This is a genomic window from Serratia sp. LTN-2, from assembly GCF_059740205.1.
The window spans coordinates 613,083-629,165 of the sequence record NZ_JCAXDO010000002.1 but is presented as its reverse complement, the minus strand read 5'-3'; the positions used below and the strand labels follow the sequence as shown (position 1 = coordinate 629,165).

General features: G+C 47.0%; 19 protein-coding genes. 17 read left to right on the top strand and 2 right to left on the bottom strand.

Annotated elements, in window-relative coordinates:
* The first annotated feature begins 9 nt into the window (after positions 1 to 9).
* The 17 genes from AC6BYQ_RS06780 (at position 10) to AC6BYQ_RS06700 (ending at position 14,316) form a co-directional block, all read left to right on the top strand.
* Positions 10 to 858: a head maturation protease, ClpP-related gene (locus AC6BYQ_RS06780; RefSeq protein WP_498056549.1), complete on the top strand. Its 849-nt coding sequence runs from the start codon at positions 10 to 12 to the stop codon at positions 856 to 858.
* 9 nt (positions 859 to 867) lie between these two features.
* Positions 868 to 2,079 carry a phage major capsid protein gene (locus AC6BYQ_RS06775; RefSeq protein WP_443005108.1) on the top strand — a complete coding sequence of 404 codons (1,212 nt, stop codon included), beginning with the start codon at positions 868 to 870 and terminating at the stop codon, positions 2,077 to 2,079.
* A 47-nt stretch (positions 2,080 to 2,126) separates the two neighbouring features.
* Entirely contained in the window at positions 2,127 to 2,306 is a 180-nt protein-coding gene (locus tag AC6BYQ_RS06770) for a DUF7210 family protein (protein ID WP_394947978.1), read from the top strand.
* Complete coding sequence (locus AC6BYQ_RS06765) at positions 2,306 to 2,632, top strand: head-tail connector protein (RefSeq protein WP_498056548.1); 327 nt, start codon at positions 2,306 to 2,308, stop codon at positions 2,630 to 2,632. The genes AC6BYQ_RS06770 and AC6BYQ_RS06765 overlap by 1 nt, the downstream gene beginning before the upstream one ends.
* A 63-nt stretch (positions 2,633 to 2,695) precedes the next feature.
* Positions 2,696 to 2,902, top strand: coding sequence for a hypothetical protein (locus AC6BYQ_RS06760; protein WP_498056547.1), 207 nt, complete (start codon positions 2,696 to 2,698; stop codon positions 2,900 to 2,902).
* A gap of 2 nt (positions 2,903 to 2,904) precedes the next feature.
* Positions 2,905 to 3,237 carry a phage head closure protein gene (locus AC6BYQ_RS06755; RefSeq protein ID WP_060429320.1) on the top strand — a complete coding sequence of 111 codons (333 nt, stop codon included), beginning with the start codon at positions 2,905 to 2,907 and terminating at the stop codon, positions 3,235 to 3,237.
* Entirely contained in the window at positions 3,230 to 3,712 is a 483-nt protein-coding gene (locus AC6BYQ_RS06750; protein ID WP_498056604.1) for an HK97-gp10 family putative phage morphogenesis protein, read from the top strand. Before AC6BYQ_RS06755 ends, AC6BYQ_RS06750 begins: the two co-directional genes overlap by 8 nt.
* A complete protein-coding gene (locus tag AC6BYQ_RS06745; protein WP_498056546.1) occupies positions 3,712 to 4,077 on the top strand; it encodes a DUF3168 domain-containing protein in 366 nt (121 codons plus the stop codon). Before AC6BYQ_RS06750 ends, AC6BYQ_RS06745 begins: the two co-directional genes overlap by 1 nt.
* A 59-nt stretch (positions 4,078 to 4,136) precedes the next feature.
* A complete protein-coding gene (locus AC6BYQ_RS06740; RefSeq protein WP_338878193.1) occupies positions 4,137 to 4,634 on the top strand; it encodes a phage tail tube protein in 498 nt (165 codons plus the stop codon).
* 57 nt (positions 4,635 to 4,691) lie between these two features.
* Positions 4,692 to 5,072 carry a phage tail assembly chaperone family protein, TAC gene (locus AC6BYQ_RS06735; protein ID WP_498056545.1) on the top strand — a complete coding sequence of 127 codons (381 nt, stop codon included), beginning with the start codon at positions 4,692 to 4,694 and terminating at the stop codon, positions 5,070 to 5,072.
* Entirely contained in the window at positions 5,039 to 5,347 is a 309-nt protein-coding gene (locus tag AC6BYQ_RS06730) for a phage tail assembly protein T (RefSeq protein ID WP_498056603.1), read from the top strand. The genes AC6BYQ_RS06735 and AC6BYQ_RS06730 overlap by 34 nt, the downstream gene beginning before the upstream one ends.
* A 21-nt stretch (positions 5,348 to 5,368) precedes the next feature.
* Positions 5,369 to 7,933, top strand: a complete 2,565-nt coding sequence (locus tag AC6BYQ_RS06725; protein WP_498056544.1) for a phage tail tape measure protein — start codon at positions 5,369 to 5,371, stop codon at positions 7,931 to 7,933.
* Positions 7,933 to 8,403: a hypothetical protein gene (locus tag AC6BYQ_RS06720; protein WP_442534336.1), complete on the top strand. Its 471-nt coding sequence runs from the start codon at positions 7,933 to 7,935 to the stop codon at positions 8,401 to 8,403. The genes AC6BYQ_RS06725 and AC6BYQ_RS06720 overlap by 1 nt, the downstream gene beginning before the upstream one ends.
* On the top strand, positions 8,400 to 8,882 hold the full coding sequence (locus tag AC6BYQ_RS06715; protein WP_498056543.1) for a DUF1833 family protein: 483 nt from the start codon (positions 8,400 to 8,402) through the stop codon (positions 8,880 to 8,882). The genes AC6BYQ_RS06720 and AC6BYQ_RS06715 overlap by 4 nt, the downstream gene beginning before the upstream one ends.
* Positions 8,883 to 8,892: 10 nt before the next feature.
* Positions 8,893 to 9,273 carry a nitrite transporter gene (locus AC6BYQ_RS06710; protein ID WP_442534334.1) on the top strand — a complete coding sequence of 127 codons (381 nt, stop codon included), beginning with the start codon at positions 8,893 to 8,895 and terminating at the stop codon, positions 9,271 to 9,273.
* Positions 9,270 to 12,335, top strand: a complete 3,066-nt coding sequence (locus tag AC6BYQ_RS06705) for a host specificity factor TipJ family phage tail protein (protein ID WP_498056542.1) — start codon at positions 9,270 to 9,272, stop codon at positions 12,333 to 12,335. The genes AC6BYQ_RS06710 and AC6BYQ_RS06705 overlap by 4 nt, the downstream gene beginning before the upstream one ends.
* A 67-nt stretch (positions 12,336 to 12,402) precedes the next feature.
* Entirely contained in the window at positions 12,403 to 14,316 is a 1,914-nt protein-coding gene (locus tag AC6BYQ_RS06700; protein ID WP_498056541.1) for an SGNH/GDSL hydrolase family protein, read from the top strand.
* 273 nt (positions 14,317 to 14,589) lie between these two features.
* Here AC6BYQ_RS06700 and AC6BYQ_RS06695 read toward each other — a convergent pair whose 3' ends face one another.
* Both AC6BYQ_RS06695 and AC6BYQ_RS06690 read right to left on the bottom strand, forming a co-directional pair.
* Positions 14,590 to 14,835 carry a hypothetical protein gene (locus tag AC6BYQ_RS06695; RefSeq protein WP_498056540.1) on the bottom strand — a complete coding sequence of 82 codons (246 nt, stop codon included), beginning with the start codon at positions 14,833 to 14,835 and terminating at the stop codon, positions 14,590 to 14,592.
* The gene (locus AC6BYQ_RS06690) at positions 14,835 to 15,926 is read right to left on the bottom strand and encodes a tyrosine-type recombinase/integrase (RefSeq protein WP_498056539.1); all 1,092 of its coding nucleotides are present in this window, start codon (positions 15,924 to 15,926) and stop codon (positions 14,835 to 14,837) included. The genes AC6BYQ_RS06695 and AC6BYQ_RS06690 overlap by 1 nt, the downstream gene beginning before the upstream one ends.
* Positions 15,927 to 16,083: the final 157 nt, after the last annotated feature.

The following is a 16,083-nucleotide window of genomic DNA, read 5'->3' as shown; positions in this document are numbered from 1 at the left end:
ACTTTCCTGATGAGTAAAAAACAACTTCCGGTAGCACCGGCGGGTCGCCCCTGTGCGCGGGTCACCTGTGAAACCTTACCCTCTGCCCTGGACCGCTGGGACGGAGGGATCAAAGCTGCGGCCGCCGACGATAACAGTATTTCTGTTTTTGATGTGATCGGGCAGGACTACTGGGGTGAAGGCGTAACAGCCAAACGTATTTCCGGTGCGCTTAGGTCGATGAATGGCGCCGATGTAACGGTCAATATCAACTCCCCTGGCGGAGACATGTTCGAAGGACTGGCAATCTACAACCTTCTGCGTGAATACGAAGGCCGGGTGACGGTGAAGGTACTCGGTATTGCCGCCAGTGCCGCCTCGATCATTGCGATGGCCGGGGATGATATTCAGATCGGTCGTGGTGCATTCCTGATGATCCACAACTGCTGGGTCTACGCGATGGGTAACCGCCATGACTTTGCGGAACTGGCGCAATCTCTGGAGCCATTCGATGCCGCAATGGCTGATATTTACGCGGCACGTTCCGGCCTTGATATGGCAACCGTACAGAAGCTGATGGACGCCGAAAGTTATATCGGAGGGAGTGACGCTGTGGCGAAGGGACTGGCAGACAGCCTGCTTTCTGCTGATGCAGTCAGTGATGGTGACGAATCACCCGCGGCCGCGCTCCGTAAACTTGATGCGCTGCTGGCTAAAACCAACACCCCGCGCTCTGAGCGAAGAAAACTCATTAAAGCCTTATCCGGTGGCATGCCTAGCGCTGTTACCACCAACGACGGTACGCCGGGCGCTGCCGAAAATATCAAACCTGAAACCCTCAATTCACTTGAAAGCGCCCTGGCGGCGTTAGTCAAATAAGGACCATTTATGTCTGAAGTAAACGATATTTTGAAAAAAGTCACTGCCAGCATTGAAGAGGCAACCGGCAAGTTCAACGCGAAAGCAGAAGACGCACTCAAAGAAGCACAGAAGTCTGGCAAGCTGTCAGAAGAGACAAAGGCAGCCGTTGATAAAATGGCTTCTGAGTTCAACGCACTGCGTGAAGCTGAAAAAACGCTGAAGGCCGCGATGGGTGAACTTGAGCAGCACGTTGCTCAGATGCCGCTGGCAAATGCTAAACAGGTTGTCGAGTCCGTTGGCCACCAGGTGATCTCCGCTGAAGCCCTGAAAACCTTTGCTTCCAGTGTGGAAGGCGGTAAACGCATCAGTATCCCGGTTAAGGCAGCACTGACTTCTGTGGATGTGCCTGATGGTGTTGTGGAGCCACAACGCCTGCCGGGTATTGATACAGCACCGAAACAGCGCCTGTTCATCCGCGATCTGATTGCGCCAGGTCGTACTTCCTCCTCTGCTATCTTCTGGGTGCAGCAGACAGGCTTTACCAACAACGCGAAAGTGGTTCCTGAAAATACGCAGAAACCATACAGCGAAATTGAGTTCACGCCGAAAATCACTGGTGTCAGCACCATCGCCCACCTGTTCAAAGCCTCTAAGCAGATCCTGGATGACTTTGCACAGTTGCAGTCAACCGTTGATGCCGAAATGCGCTACGGACTGAAGTATGCAGAAGAGCAGGAAATTCTATTCGGTGACGGTACCGGCGTACATCTGCATGGCATCGTTCCTCAGGCGTCAGCGTTTAATCCGGCGTTCACTGTCGAACAGCAGAACGGGATTGACGATCTGCGTCTGGCAATGTTGCAGGCTCAGCTGGCGCGCTTCCCGGCATCTGGTCACGTTCTTCATTTCATTGACTGGGCGCGGATCGAACTAACAAAAGACAGTCTGGGCCGTTACATCCTGGCTAACCCTGCGGCGCTGACTGGTCCCACTCTGTGGGGGCTGCCGGTTGTTGCAACAGAAGCGGCAGCCTTCCAGGGTAAATTCCTGACTGGTGCATTCAACGCTGGCGCTCAAATCTTCGACCGCGAGGATGCGAATGTGGTTATCTCCACGGAGAACGCCGACGACTTCGAGAAAAACATGATCACCATTCGTTGCGAAGAACGTCTGGCGCTGGCCGTAAAACGTCCTGAAGCATTCGTGTATGGTTCATTCTCCGGCGGTGCAGGCAGCTAATTCACGACTGATTGGCGGCCTTCGGGCCGCTTTTATAGGTGGCAAGAATGAAACTTATCGCACTAAAGCCAATTTATTTCGGTGGCGATGTAGTTAGAGAGGGTTGTTCGCTTGAAACTCGGGAACAGCATGGACGCGAATTAATTAAAAAAGGTTATGCGAAGCCTGATGATGGTGAAGCTACAACGCTCTCGGAAATCAAAGTAGACAAGAAGGCGAAAAAGTAATGATCGACTCTGATGTGGTGAAACAGCATTGCCGCATTGATACCGATTTTACCGGCGATGATGATCTGCTGAAGGTATACACAGGGGCTGCAGCGCGGTATGTCCAAACCTGGACCAGGCGAACACTTTATGAAAATGAAAGCAGCCCTGGGTATGCAAATGACCAAAACTCTATTCTTCTTAATGAGGATGTGAAGGCGGCTATGCTGTTACTCATTGGCCATTGGTATGCGAATCGTGAAACAGTGTCCGTTGGACAAACTGTATCTGAGGTCCCATTTGCAGTAGAGGCGTTGTTGCAACCATATCGAATCTATGGGGTGTAAACGTGGCATGTGAGGGATGCCGGCGCCGCCGGGAATGGTTAAAGAACTGGTTGAGGATTGCCCATGAAAGAGCAACAGGTAAACGCACTGATAGCAGCACTGCAGGAAGAGATGAAGGCAAAGCAGGAACAGACAGCAGCACTAACCCGCCTGGCTGAGTCCAATGAATCGTTGGTCGCTGTTCTTGTTGATGCATTCAGCAATGACATGGGAGATGTTGATATCATCAAAAACGATGATAGCCAAAACTATCTCAGCAATCGGGGGTAATTATGCAGGCCGGTAAGCTGCGCCATCGCATCACCTTGCAGAAGCCCGTTAAGGTGCAGAATCCTGAAACTGGTTCAGTAGAAAATATATGGCAGGATCTTGCCCAGCTTTGGGCCGAGGTTTCTCCACTTTCCGCCCGAGAGTTTGTGGCCGCTCAGGCAATGCAAAATGCCGTAACTACAAGGATTACCATCCGCTACCGACAAGACATAGAGCCAAAATATCGGATATTGTTTCGCGGTAAAATATTCAATATTGAAGGCATTTTGTCCGATCCGAAAAGTGGTCTTGAATATCTGACGTTGCCATGCTCTGAAGGGGTTGATGATGGCTGATGGCGTTGAATACACCCTTACTGGCGTCGATGAGCTGATGGGAAAACTGGAATCTATCAGTGATGACATGAAGCGCAAAGGAGGGCGTGCGGCTTTAAGAAAAGCCGCCAACGTTATCGCCAACAGGGCAAAGGCAAATGCACAGCGACTTGATGATCCGGAAACCGGCCGCAGCATTGCCGACAATATCGCTGTGCGTTGGAATGGTCGTGAGTTTAAGCGTAATGGAAACCTGGCCTTTCGAATCGGTGTGCTACATGGTGCTGTGCTAAGAAAGCATCCCGATAAAGCCAAGAATGCCCCAACGCCGCACTGGCGCCTGCTGGAATTCGGCACCGAAAATATGCGGGCTCAACCTTTTATGCGGCCGGCGGCAGAGAACAGTGCCGCTGAGGCGTCCAATACGTTCGTTGTTGAATATGGAAAAGCTATCGACAGGGCAATAGCTAGGGAAGCCAAGAAAGGGACCAGATAATGATCGCACCAATTTTTAAAGTCTGCGCCGCCAGTCAGGCTGTAACGGCGTTGATTGGAGCAAACCCGGTTAGGCTCTATCCATTTGGCCTGCAGGATGACAATGTGGTCTATCCCTATGTCGTTTGGCAGAACATCAGTGGTTCCCCAGAGAATTACCTGGACAAACGCCCCGACGCTGACAGCTACACGCTACAGGTAGATGTCTATGCCGATACGATCGCTTCAGCTACATCCGTGGCCGCAGCGTTGCGTGATGCCATCGAGCCACATGCCTACATTACCAGATGGGGCGGCCAGAGCCGCGACCCAGAAACAAAGCGCTATCGCTATTCCTTCGACGTTGATTGGATAGTGCGTCGCTAACCTTCCAAACTTTTCAACATACCGGCCTTGCGCCGGTTTTTTTATGACCGGAGATCACCATGTCTGTATTGACACAAGGCACGCAGTTTTATGTCCTCGCCAACGGCGTTGTAAGCGAAGTTGAATGCATCACATCATTCACCCCTGGCGGCAACCCTGCCGATCAGATCGAAGATACCTGTTTAAGCGAGCGCAATAGCCGCACCTATAAAAAAGGCCTGCGCACACCGGCATCAGCTACCGTCACGCTGAATGCTGATCCGAAAAACGCAAGTCATCTGATGCTGCATAACCTGGCCGAATCAGATGATGAAGCATTGCTGACCTTTGCTGTTGGCTGGGCCGATGGTGAATCCGAACCGACTGCAGCGGCTCCAGGTGCACCAAACGCTGTAGATGGCTTGCTGTTGCCTGACGATCGTACCTGGTTTGTGTTCCAAGGCTACGTTACCGATTTCCCATTCGATTTCCAGGCAAACACGGTGGTGAGCACGACAGCAACTATTCAGCGTTCTGGTCCTTCAGTTTGGGTGCCAAAGGCTCAAGCCGGCAGCTAATCAATCTATCCGCCGGGGCCGAGTGCCCCGCGTTAACTTCTCATTGATGGTAACGACATGAAATTAACTCTGGAATCATTGAAAGAACATGGCGCATTTACAGGTCGCCCGGTAGAGAAAGAAATCACCTGGAAGCAGGGTGAGAAAGAACTGACGGCAACGGTGTATGTACGGCCTTTGGGTTACTACACAGCCCAGGCAGATATTCTTGCTATTGGCGGTAAAGTCGATGGTGTTGCAGGCCGTATAGCTGCATCGATCTGTGATGAAACTGGTAAACCAGTATTTACCGCAGCAGATATCACAGGTGAGGCAGATCTCGAACGTGGCGCACTGGATGGTAATTTAACAGTAGCATTGCTGGTGGCTATCCAACAGGTTAACAACCTGGGAAAGACGGAGCCATCAGCGCAGACGACGAAGCCTGGTGCGAACTAGTCCTTAACGGTATTGGCGGCAGGACAATAGCAGAGGCGCAGGAACGTCTAAATATTCCTGAGTTTCGTCTGTGGATGAAGTATCGCAACAAGTACGGCAGTCTAAACCCTATGATGCGGACCGAGTGGGGAGCTGCGCTGGTGGCCAGCACAATGGCAAATGTGAATAAAGGTAAAGACACACCTCCATTTCACATCTCTGACTTTGCTCCGCATATTCCACATATTGAGGATAAGCCGATATCCCTGGAAGAAGCAAAGGCAAAGTGGAGTTAAATTATTTAAAAGAGGATGCTCATGGCCAGTAAATCATTAGGCACGCTAACTATTGACCTAATTGCCAAAACGGGTGGGTTTGTCTCCGGGATGGATAAGGCAGAGCGGGCATCTGAAAAATGGAGAAAACAAGTACAGAAAGATGTGGCTGATACTAGCAAGGCCCTTGCTGGCATGGCCACAGCAGCGATGGCTGCAGCCACAGCGGTAGGTGTCGCTGGATTTCAACTTTTGAAATCCACATCGGAACAAGTCGCTAATACTGACAAGTGGGCCAAGTCATTAAAGATGTCAACTCAGGAGTTGTTGGCATGGCAATTTGCAGCTGAGAAAGCTGGTTTGTCAGGCGAAAACATGGCTGACATTTTTAAGGATCTTGGCGATAAAATTGGTGATGCTGTATTAAATAAATCAGGTGAGGCGGTAGATGCATTAAATGCGCTAGGTCTTTCAGCTGAAAAACTAGCTAAAGCATCACCAGATAAGCAGATGTTGGCGATAGGCGATGCTCTAGGTAAGATAAATACCAATGCAGCTAAGATAAACATCCTAGAAAGCATTGGTAATGATCTATCTAAACTACTTCCACTTTTTGATAATAATAATGAGAAATTAAAACAATTCATTCAGCTGGCAAAGGATTATGGTGTTGCTCCTGACCCATCATCAATAGATGACCTTGTGAAAGTAAATGATCTTTTTCAAGATATGGAAAGCCAGGTTAAAGGCTTAAAAATTGAAATTGCATTAGGACTAGCAAAAGTTGATTTGTCTCCATTACAAGATTCACTTGATCAGGTTAGATCAGTTCTAACCGATCCTACAGTTCAGCAGGGGCTTGTTGATTTAGTCAGCAATGTTGCGCAGCTTGCTGGTTGGTTTGTTAAGACTGCAGCAGCGGCCGGGGAATTGCTAAAGTTTCAAAATAATAGGGTTGCTGTTCTTGGTGGTAATATTGATGTTAATAATGTAGATCAGGTAACAGGAAGAATAAAACAACTACAAGACATGATTGATAACCGTTCTCCATTAAAAGGAGATGGGCAGTCTTGGGTTGGAAAGCTTTTAGGTGATGATGATTCTGTAGGAGCACTAACAAAAGAACTTAATAATCTCCTAGTAGTTGAGCAAAAGTTAAAAGAAAAGAGTTTTGTCGGTAACAGCTTACCTACTGGTCTGGCTACTGTTGTAAGTAATCAGTTTGGGCTTGGTAAAGGTGAAACAAACGGCAAGCCTAAATCTAATCCTGGTGCAAAAAAACTGGAGTCTGCGTTCAAAGCTACAGAATTAAATTACATGCGCCAGATCGCGCTTATCGAAACTACAGGCAAAAAAACTGCTGAGGTTACCGAAGCAGAAAAATTACGATTTGATCTCGCAAGCGGGAAACTTGTTGGTATCAATGCTGAGCAGCAGAAGCGACTTCTTCAACTCGCTGATGAGTTAGATAAACTTCAAGCGCTGAAAAAAGCCAATGAAGAAAACCTAAAGGTAGCTGCATTCGCAGCAAATCTTAAATCATCAAACGATAATGATCGCCAGACCTTGAATGCAGATATCGTTGGCTCGGGTATGGGGGAGAAAACTCGCAGCAGAATGAAAGAATTGCTGGGCATTCAGCAAGGCTTTATAACTCAGCAGCAAGAGTTGCAGAAGCAATACCAGTCAGGTGACATAACAAAATCACTTTACGATAAAGAAACTCAGGCTTTGCAGGATGCACTGAAAGAAAGGCTTGAAATTCAAGAGGACTATTACAAGAAGTCAGACGAACAGCGGGATGATTGGTCGTCTGGTATTTCAGATGCTCTGGTAGATTTTGCTGATCGCTCAAGTGATTACTATCAACAGGCCGCAGATGCTATGACATCTGTCTTAGGTTCCGCCACCGATTCCATATCTGATCATCTATATGATGTCATTAGTGGTACTGAATCTATGGGAGAGGCAATTAAGGGAATTTTCTCAGATTTAGGGCAATCAGTAATTAAAGCTCTAATTGATATGGCTGCTCAATGGTTAGTTTATCAGGGGGTTCAGTTATTGGTAGGAAAGACGGCGCAGGCTGCAGCAATCCCTGCAATGGTTGCCAATGCACAGGCTACAGCCCTACAAGCACAGCTTGCTGCTTTTGCCTCTACGGCTGCAATACCCATTGTTGGCCCGGCATTGGCACCTGCCGCTATGGCCACAGCAGCAACTATCACTGAACCTATGGTAGCAGCTATTTCAGCAGCTGGTCTTTCTGGAATGGCCCATGATGGTATTGATGCTGTTCCTGAAACGGGTACTTGGTTGCTTCAAAAGGGCGAGAGGGTAACGACTGCTGGGACAAGCGCAAAACTGGATGCAACCTTGGAGCGTGTTAGTCGGGATGCGAATACAGGTGGCGTTGCACCAAATATCGAAATTCATACGCAAGTGAATGGCGATCCTGATGCAAGGACATTGCAGATGCTGAAAGAAACCCAAAGAGCAGCAGTAAAGGAGGCGTTAGAGCAAAGCGCTTATCAAATTGCAACTGGCCGTGGTGATGTTGGAAAGGCTGTCGGCATGGGGTGGCAAACAAAACGGAGAACAGGTTAATGGGGATCACATCAACTATCGATTACCCGCATCAATACCTCCCATTGCCACTTCAGGATGGGTATGGGCTTAAGCCCATCAGCCCGTTGCTCAGAACGCAGATGGTATCAGGAAGAGCCCGCCAGAGGCGTCGGTACACTTCAACGCCAACACAGGCGCCTGTATCCTGGCTAATGAATGACGTTCAGGGGCAGGCGTTTGAGGCTTGGTATCGTGATGCAATCAGTGATGGGGCAGCATGGTTCAATATGACTTTGCGCACCCCGGTAGGGATAAAGCCCTATGTATGTAGATTTGTCGATATCTATGAAGGTCCTGTGTTGGTTGGCGGCAAATATTGGCAGTTTAGTGCAACGCTCGAACTTTGGGAGCGCCCATTGGTTCCTCCTGGTTGGGGTAATTTCCCAGAGTTTATTGCCGGTCAGGATATTATTGATCTTGCTATTAATCGGGAGTGGCCTGAAGCATGACGGTATTAAATCGACTTTATGCGTCGTCAGGTTCTGATGTCATTATCGAAACTCTGCAGATTGTGGTCGGTGGGGCGACATACTGGTTAACGCGGGGATGGGATGATATCACCGCAACGCTAGAAAACGGAGTGGCGGCAACCTTTACCGCCTGCGGGATAGATTTGTCTTTACCCGCCAGGAACGCTGACGGCACGCAGGACCTGAAATTTGCGATCTGTAATATCGATGGCAAGGTATCAAACGCCATCCGTGATGCTTTAGGGAGTCAGGAAATCGGTATGCTAACCTATCGGCATTACCTCTCTACTGATTTAACGGCACCAGCTTCTCCGCCATTTACCTTGACAATTAAATCTGGCTACTGGACCTCAATAGAGGTTCAGATCACTGCCGGCTACATGAACGTTCTTGATACAGCGTGGCCACGTCGCAGGTTTACTCTTCCAGACTATCCGGGGCTGCGCTACCTCTCGTAAGGGATATCCCATGTTTAATCCTGATAAATACCTTTCTGTCACCTGGCTTAAAGGCGGACGAACTTACCCTGAACTTGACTGTTTCGGCATTGTTAACGAGGTCCGGCGTGATATCGGCATGCCCTCCTGGCCAGATTTTGCGGGGGTGACGAAAGATAATAACGGGCTGGACCATTCAGCGCGTGAATTAATGCGGGATTTAAGCAGGTGTGAGCCTTGCGAAGGGGCAGGGATTGCTTGTTATTCCGGGAGTATGGTGACGCATGTTGCAGTTGTGGTGAGTATTGATGGAGTCCTACATGCGGCGGAATGTAATCCGAATACGAACGTAACTTTTCTTCCTCTGACGCGCTTCGAGCGGCGTTTTGTAAAAGTGGAGTATTACCAGTGATCCGCATTTATCCTTCTCGCCTGCCTGGTGAACCACTGGAAACGCATGAACATAGTTCCATGACGCTGCATCAGTGGTTCGTTGAAAATGTGGATGGTTATCAGAATGACATGCGTCACCCTATTGCCGTTGAGGTAAACGGTAAAAGTATTGCCGCTAACGAGTGGCCGCTGTGCCATATCAGTGCAGAAACGGATGTACGGATGTTTCCGATCCCGTATGGCACTGGATTAGAAATCGCTGCATGGGCTGCTGTAGCCGTAGCCGTAGCTTCCGCAGCTTACTCGTTGATCATGATGTCCCAGATGAGCAAGGATGGGATGGGATCGGCTAGTGGTGGTGACTCTCTGGATTTGTCGCCGGCGAAAGCCAACACAGCAAAACTTGGTGATCCAATCCGTGAAGTTCTTGGAAGAGATCGTGTTTATCCTGATTATCTCGTTCAGCCGGTAAGCCGTTTCGACAGCAGTAATCCACAAATTTATAGAACAGATATGTTTTTGTGTGTTGGTGTTGGCACGCACGCAATAAATCAGACGACGATAAAAATCGGTAATACTCCGGTTAGCAGTTTTGGTGACGATGTCAGTTATACGATTTATCCGCCAGGGGCTAGTGTTGCTTCTGACCACAGGACGGAAAATTGGTTTGCTTCAACGGAAGTTGGTGGAACAACATCTGGCACGGCTGGTCTTGATCTTGCTTCAACAGGGCCGGATTCAGTGAGCATTACTGCTGATGCGATCAGCGTAGCTGGCAACAATCTTTCAGTTATTGGCGCTTCAGATGGAAATGGCAATTCTGGTATTCCTGACTCATGGGTGGCAGGTACTGATCTAACAATTCAGGCACCAGACACATTCACAGTGGCTATTGAGGCTGGGCGCAATGTTATATATGGCGATTTCTCAGAACTGGCACCATCTGTAGGAATTCCTGTTTCTGTGACATGGAATGGAACTCGCATCGATTTATTCATATCAGCATATAATCCAGGGTCACCTGCTATTCCAGGGGTTGGAGGTAATGCAGCGAGCATAACAGCATCTGCATCTCCTACAACATATGACTTCAGCGCTAACCCTGTTTCATTCACATTAACTTGGGCCAGTGTTAATTATGTTATTTCTTTGACAGCTAACTATGTAACAATGTCAGGCCTCACAGATGAGATAGATGATCAACTATCTGGGTCTGGTCTAGAAGTCGTTGCTGTAGATACGAAGATAGTGATCAGAGAAAAGGAAAGCCCATTTAGCGGAAACAGTATTGGATTTAGCGTCCTGCCAACTGTTTTATTTGGCACAGATCCAGTTATTGTAGCCGGTACGGCATCAACAGGCGGTACACCGGCAGTTAGAGAAAGCATTGCATTAGCGTGGGAAAATGCGGCAGGTAATGCTTTCACAGGAATTCCGAGTGGATCACAGCGTATTGCTATTGGACTTATAGGCTATCGCTATCGTATAACAAACATTGATGGGCAAACAATCAGCGTTGAGAGACTAATAGAAAATTCAGATGGATCAACAACGGTAGATCCCTCTTGGCCAGGGTTTACCGGTCGCACATTGTTGGATTTTACAGTCACTGGATTGAGTGATTCCTATGACTGGATGGGGCCTTTCCTTTGCTGTCCAGAAAATGAAACGACGACTCAAATAGAGCTTAATTTCGTCTATCCACAGGGGTTATGCGATGTGGGAAGTAAAGACGGAGCCATTCACTGGCATGACGTAGCGATGACCGTTCAATATCGTTTGTCAGGTTCTGATAACTGGACCAGCGTACAAATAAAGCATGGGAATAACACGGTTAATGAGGTTGGCTACACCGATGCTATCACGTTTCCTACTCCCGGAAATTATGAAGTACGGATTAAGCGAGATACGCCAGTATGGGGTGGTACTACTCGAGACTCCGTCCAGTGGCAAGCAATGCGCGCTAAGCTTTCTGCTCGCAAGAACAGTTATCCCAATGTGACGACGATCGCGCTAACTATTCGAACAGGTAACCGTTTGGCCGCTCAGTCAGATCGCCGCGTTAATCTTGTTGCAACCAGGCTCTATGATGGGCATGCGTCGAGAAGCATCAGCGGTGCGTTCTACCACGTATTGAAAGACCTTGGCTATGCTGATAATCAGATAGACTTCTCTACTATCAATGCACTGGAGGCTAATTACTGGACTCCACGAGGTGAAACCTTTGACTGGTCAGCGGGCAGTAATGACACTTCTGGTTTGGAAGTGCTGCAACGGATCGCTAATGCAGGTATGGGTTACTTTTTACTGAGCGATGGGCTGGCGTCTGCCGGCAGGGAGGGGATTAAAAATTGGTCCGGCGTAATCAGCCCGCAGGAACAAACCGAGGAACTCCAGACAGCTTTCAAAGCGCTTTCGCAAGATGACTATGATGGTGTCGATGTTACATACATTAACGCCACTACATGGGCTGAGGAAACGGTTCAATGCCGTTTTAGCGACAACCCAACGCCTCAGAAGGTGGAGGACTACACCCTTGATGGAGTGAAGGCCCCTGACAGGGCCTACCGTATAGGCATGCGCAGGCTGATGAAATATCGGTATCAGCGGCTAACACATACAACCAGCACAGAAATGGATGCTCTTTGCTATAACTACGGCGATCGCATCGTTCTTACCGATGATATTCCTGGCAGCAAAACGATAAGTTGCTTGGTGGTATATGAACAGCATGATGCTAACACGGTAAGGATCCACGTTAGTGAACCCCTGGATTGGTCATTTGAAAACCCGAGGTGCTTGATCAGGTTTCAAGATGGTTCGGCATCGCCTCTGCTGGTTCCAACTCGCATTGATGAATACACGTTATCATTGAGCAACACGGTAGATGTTCGCATTGATGAATGGATAATGAATGATTCATCAGTCGAGCCACCAAGGATAGTATTCTGTTCATCTTCTCGTATGGGATACGATGCAATAATGGATTCAATAGAGCCTGGGTCTGACGGAACTTGTAAAATTAATGCCATGCAATATACACCGTTGCTTTATCAATATGACGACGCAACCTATCCATGACATATTAGTTAACTAACCTATTTATATATAACCCGCTTCTGCGGGTTTACTTTTTCATGAGGCAAAGATGACGACTTACAACACCGGAAACCCAGTTGGTCCTAATGGGTCATCAGACCCGCGAGATTTGTTTGATAACGCTCAGGTGTTTGATTTATTGATAAATTCCAACAATGAAAAGGTAGTTGGACGAATCGGAAATGATTTGTTTTCTTGGTTTGGGGTGGCGCAAAATTTAGCACCATTAGGAAAAGCATATACAATAGAGCAAGCAAATGCAGCTATTGCTTCTGGTGAAATACCTGAGGGTGGGTATTTCTTTGTATTATCTAGTAATGGTGAAACTGTTGCAGATCAGTATAAGAACATAAATGGAGTTGCAACATTTTTAGGATATGGATTTGTAAAAAGTAAGATGGTGACCGATCTTTATCAATACCTTGGTGTGCGTCTATATACTCAATCGTCAAATGTCAATAATTATTATGTTGTTGCTAGTGGTTCTAATGCAGGTAAATTATTAAAAACAACTACAGCTTCAACAGTCGTAACATATATACCAGTTAAACCAGGACAAACCTACATAATTAAAGCAACAGACTTCAGGGCTGATTACTTTGCCGTAGCACTAAAAGAAGATAATGAGTTAACTGAAACAACTCTTGGTTTAGCAATGCTATCAGGAACTGGAAATTATCGTTCATTCAAAATTCCTTCCGATAGCACAGCCAAGTATGCTTTTATTAATGTAATGATTGAGAATGGCGGTTTTGATATAAGATCAGAACTGTCTATTACATTTGATTATATTAAAGAAATAAATGGAATTGATATATATGATGACTATTCAAGAAACCATTTGATTGATGATAGTGTTAGCCTCATCGAAGAAACTGGTGGCCAGCTTTATGATTCATTAAATAATAAGACGGGATATTTTGTTAGAGCGCTTGGGGCAAATGCAGGTAATATTGAAGCATCAAATGGCGCTATACTAAATATATTCCCTGTGGTTCCTGGTAAAACCTACACTGTAGCGGCATCGAGTTTCACGAATGGATTCTTCGCGATCACGCTAAAAACAGATAACCAGCTCACAGGCCCAACTTTGGGGCTCGTTAGCCTGTCAGGATCTGGTAGCTCTCGATCCTTCACGGTTCCTGCCGGGAGCGCTGCCAAATTCGCTTTCATGAACGTTTACCTGCCATTACAGAACTGGGATATTCGTCCAGGTCTAGAGGTCAGCGGGCCAATTGAAAAAGTGAAAGGGATAAAGGCATACGGCATTTACGACGAAACCGCCAGGAAGCTGATTGCAGATCTAGAGAACTCAATACCAAAAATGTCTGTTCTCACAGGGAAATCATGGGTAGTGGTTGGTGATAGCATCACTGAAAAGAATTTCCGTTCGAACAAAAATTATCATGCCTACGTGTCGGATAATGTGGGTGGAATGACTGTATATAACTATGGTATCAGTGGTACCGGATACTATGGCCGATCAGCTGTGGCGGATACTATTACACAAGTTCCTGATTATTTAACAGTTTTCTTTGGCACCAACGACTGGGGGCAAGTTAATAACTCGAAACCACTTGGCTCTTTCCTCGACACAGGTACAGCAACGATCTCAGGTTGCATTAATACGTGTCTGCTGGGGATTATCACGAAGTTCTATTCGAAGAAAGTTGGCGTTTTCACGCCGTTACCACGGCTAAACAACTGGGGAAGCAACGCTGCACCTAATGCTGTAGGCTATACGCTTGAACAGCTTTCTGAGTTGATAAAGCGGTATGCGGATCACTACTCAATACCATGTCTCGATCTTTACCACGATAGCAACTTGCCAGTTTACGTTCCTGCAGCTAACACATACTATTTCACGTACCCTGGCGGCTCTGCGCCTGATGGATTGCATCCTAATGACGCAGGACACATCGTTATGGCAGCAAAAATACAGGCGTTTTTAGAGTCAATGTAAGGATGTTTAGTAACCGATGTGTTACCATTTAACAAGTAAAATATAATGGTGGATGTTTAATGAGCAGGATCAATTGGAAATGGATAATTAGGCCGATAGGAATCATATCACTTTGTTCTATCGCTAGTGGATTCTCATCACAGTTCTATCCCGCGCTTATAACTTCCGCAATTTATCTTGTTGTTTGGGCTCATGCGGAATTTGACTGGTGGCGTACTGGAGAAACCAAAAAAGACATAGAAAATTTAAAATCTTTTTTCAACAGACCGTAGATTACGGTCTCTTATATAGAACGGAAAAATCGAAAATCAACGCAACTTCAACAGCTTTTCCCTGAGTATTGAACGATTCATCTGATACTAGCGGCCAGCGCCCTTTATGCCAAACATAAAGCCAGTGCTGGCCTTCCTCGTCTTCGCGGATTGCGAACATCGGTGGGCTGTTCTGTTGAGGTTCTGGGTATCTGTCGTTTTCGTTGAGAATGAAGATCTGCCGGCCTGCTAGGGTGATGCTTCCCATCATTTCTCCTTTGATTTCCGAAGTAGATCAAATTTTTCATGAAGCGATTTAGGGTACAACTCAGTGTAAACTTGCCACAGTGTATTCAAGTTTTTATGCCCGGTTACCTGGGCAACTTCTTCGATACTAAATCCAGCTTCAAACAACCTACTTGCCCCCTCCCGCTTAAGATCGTGATAGTGCAAGTCATCTATCCCTATCTTCTCTCTCACCTTTATGAATGCCGCTGAGATAGACTTTGAGTTATAAGGGAAAATGTATTTTGAAACCCTTTCTTGACGCATGACTATCTCCCACGCCTCACCCAGAAGCGGAACACTCATGTGGTTTCCTGCTTTCTTCCTCGGATCCTTTCTATCCCTTACAAGAACTGATTTCTGAGCATAATCAATATCACTCCATTCTATGCGGCAAACCTCGCCGACTCGCATGCACGAAAGAATAGAAAAATTGAAAATATCGACAAACGGTATCCTGGATCGGGGATGGTTTTGTCGCTCTTGCAAGGCAGCAACGATGACGTCTATCTCTTTTTCGTCAGGGCGTCTAGTTCGCCTATTAGATTTCGAGATTAGGCTCATCTTAGCCAGAAGTGGCTTTGCTTCATCGATCGGATTAGCGGTGTAGCTGATGCCGTATATAGGCTTTGCGGCTTTCAAAACCGTGCCAAGATAACTCAAGTCATGAGAGACGGTTGATGGACTGGCGCCGTTAGCAACCCTTCGTCTGCAGTGATCAATGATGTCATTGGCCTGCAGCTTTGATAGCGCCAAGAAGCTAAACTCAGCGGTCAGCAACATGCGCAGAGTTGAGGATTTATCTTTTCCCGCCTTCCCGCCTGTTTCTTGATCATCAAGATATTTTTGTATGAGCTCGGCCACAGTTATCCGGTCGGTGTCATTAGAGTTTGGGATGCCGTTTTTTTCCAACTCAGCGACCCGGTTAATGCCCCATGTCTTCGCCAGAGCCTGTTTGCCGAACGTTCTATTTTCACGGAAAAGATAGACGCCTTTTTCCCGGACACCAACAGTGCAGCGATACCGTACAGTACCATCTGCTTTGGTTCTTTTTTCGATGCTGTAATAGGCCATAGTTAAACCATTCGGTACGATTTGAGGGGTGCTGTTAGGGGTGCTGATGAGCGGAAAATACATTAAACCTGATTAGAATGCATTAAAATAATGCAATTTTATTAGGTGGTTATGCTTTGATGTTATTGGTTTTTATATGAAATAACTGTAATTACAT

Bases quoted from the DNA above. Each gene is read 5' to 3' on its own strand.
- AC6BYQ_RS06745 (WP_498056546.1), top strand. From the start codon at position 3,712: ATGATCGCACCAATTTTTAAAGTCTGCGCCGCCAGTCAGGCTGTAACG.
- AC6BYQ_RS06735 (WP_498056545.1), top strand. From the start codon at position 4,692: ATGAAATTAACTCTGGAATCATTGAAAGAACATGGCGCATTTACAGGT.
- AC6BYQ_RS06755 (WP_060429320.1), top strand. From the start codon at position 2,905: ATGCAGGCCGGTAAGCTGCGCCATCGCATCACCTTGCAGAAGCCCGTT.
- AC6BYQ_RS06715 (WP_498056543.1), top strand. From the start codon at position 8,400: ATGACGGTATTAAATCGACTTTATGCGTCGTCAGGTTCTGATGTCATT.
- AC6BYQ_RS06750 (WP_498056604.1), top strand. From the start codon at position 3,230: ATGGCTGATGGCGTTGAATACACCCTTACTGGCGTCGATGAGCTGATG.
- AC6BYQ_RS06770 (WP_394947978.1), top strand. From the start codon at position 2,127: ATGAAACTTATCGCACTAAAGCCAATTTATTTCGGTGGCGATGTAGTT.
- AC6BYQ_RS06775 (WP_443005108.1), top strand. From the start codon at position 868: ATGTCTGAAGTAAACGATATTTTGAAAAAAGTCACTGCCAGCATTGAA.
- AC6BYQ_RS06710 (WP_442534334.1), top strand. From the start codon at position 8,893: ATGTTTAATCCTGATAAATACCTTTCTGTCACCTGGCTTAAAGGCGGA.
- AC6BYQ_RS06720 (WP_442534336.1), top strand. From the start codon at position 7,933: ATGGGGATCACATCAACTATCGATTACCCGCATCAATACCTCCCATTG.
- AC6BYQ_RS06725 (WP_498056544.1), top strand. From the start codon at position 5,369: ATGGCCAGTAAATCATTAGGCACGCTAACTATTGACCTAATTGCCAAA.
- AC6BYQ_RS06695 (WP_498056540.1), bottom strand. From the start codon at position 14,835: ATGGGAAGCATCACCCTAGCAGGCCGGCAGATCTTCATTCTCAACGAA.
- AC6BYQ_RS06740 (WP_338878193.1), top strand. From the start codon at position 4,137: ATGTCTGTATTGACACAAGGCACGCAGTTTTATGTCCTCGCCAACGGC.
- AC6BYQ_RS06780 (WP_498056549.1), top strand. From the start codon at position 10: ATGAGTAAAAAACAACTTCCGGTAGCACCGGCGGGTCGCCCCTGTGCG.
- AC6BYQ_RS06765 (WP_498056548.1), top strand. From the start codon at position 2,306: ATGATCGACTCTGATGTGGTGAAACAGCATTGCCGCATTGATACCGAT.
- AC6BYQ_RS06760 (WP_498056547.1), top strand. From the start codon at position 2,696: ATGAAAGAGCAACAGGTAAACGCACTGATAGCAGCACTGCAGGAAGAG.
- AC6BYQ_RS06690 (WP_498056539.1), bottom strand. From the start codon at position 15,926: ATGGCCTATTACAGCATCGAAAAAAGAACCAAAGCAGATGGTACTGTA.
- AC6BYQ_RS06700 (WP_498056541.1), top strand. From the start codon at position 12,403: ATGACGACTTACAACACCGGAAACCCAGTTGGTCCTAATGGGTCATCA.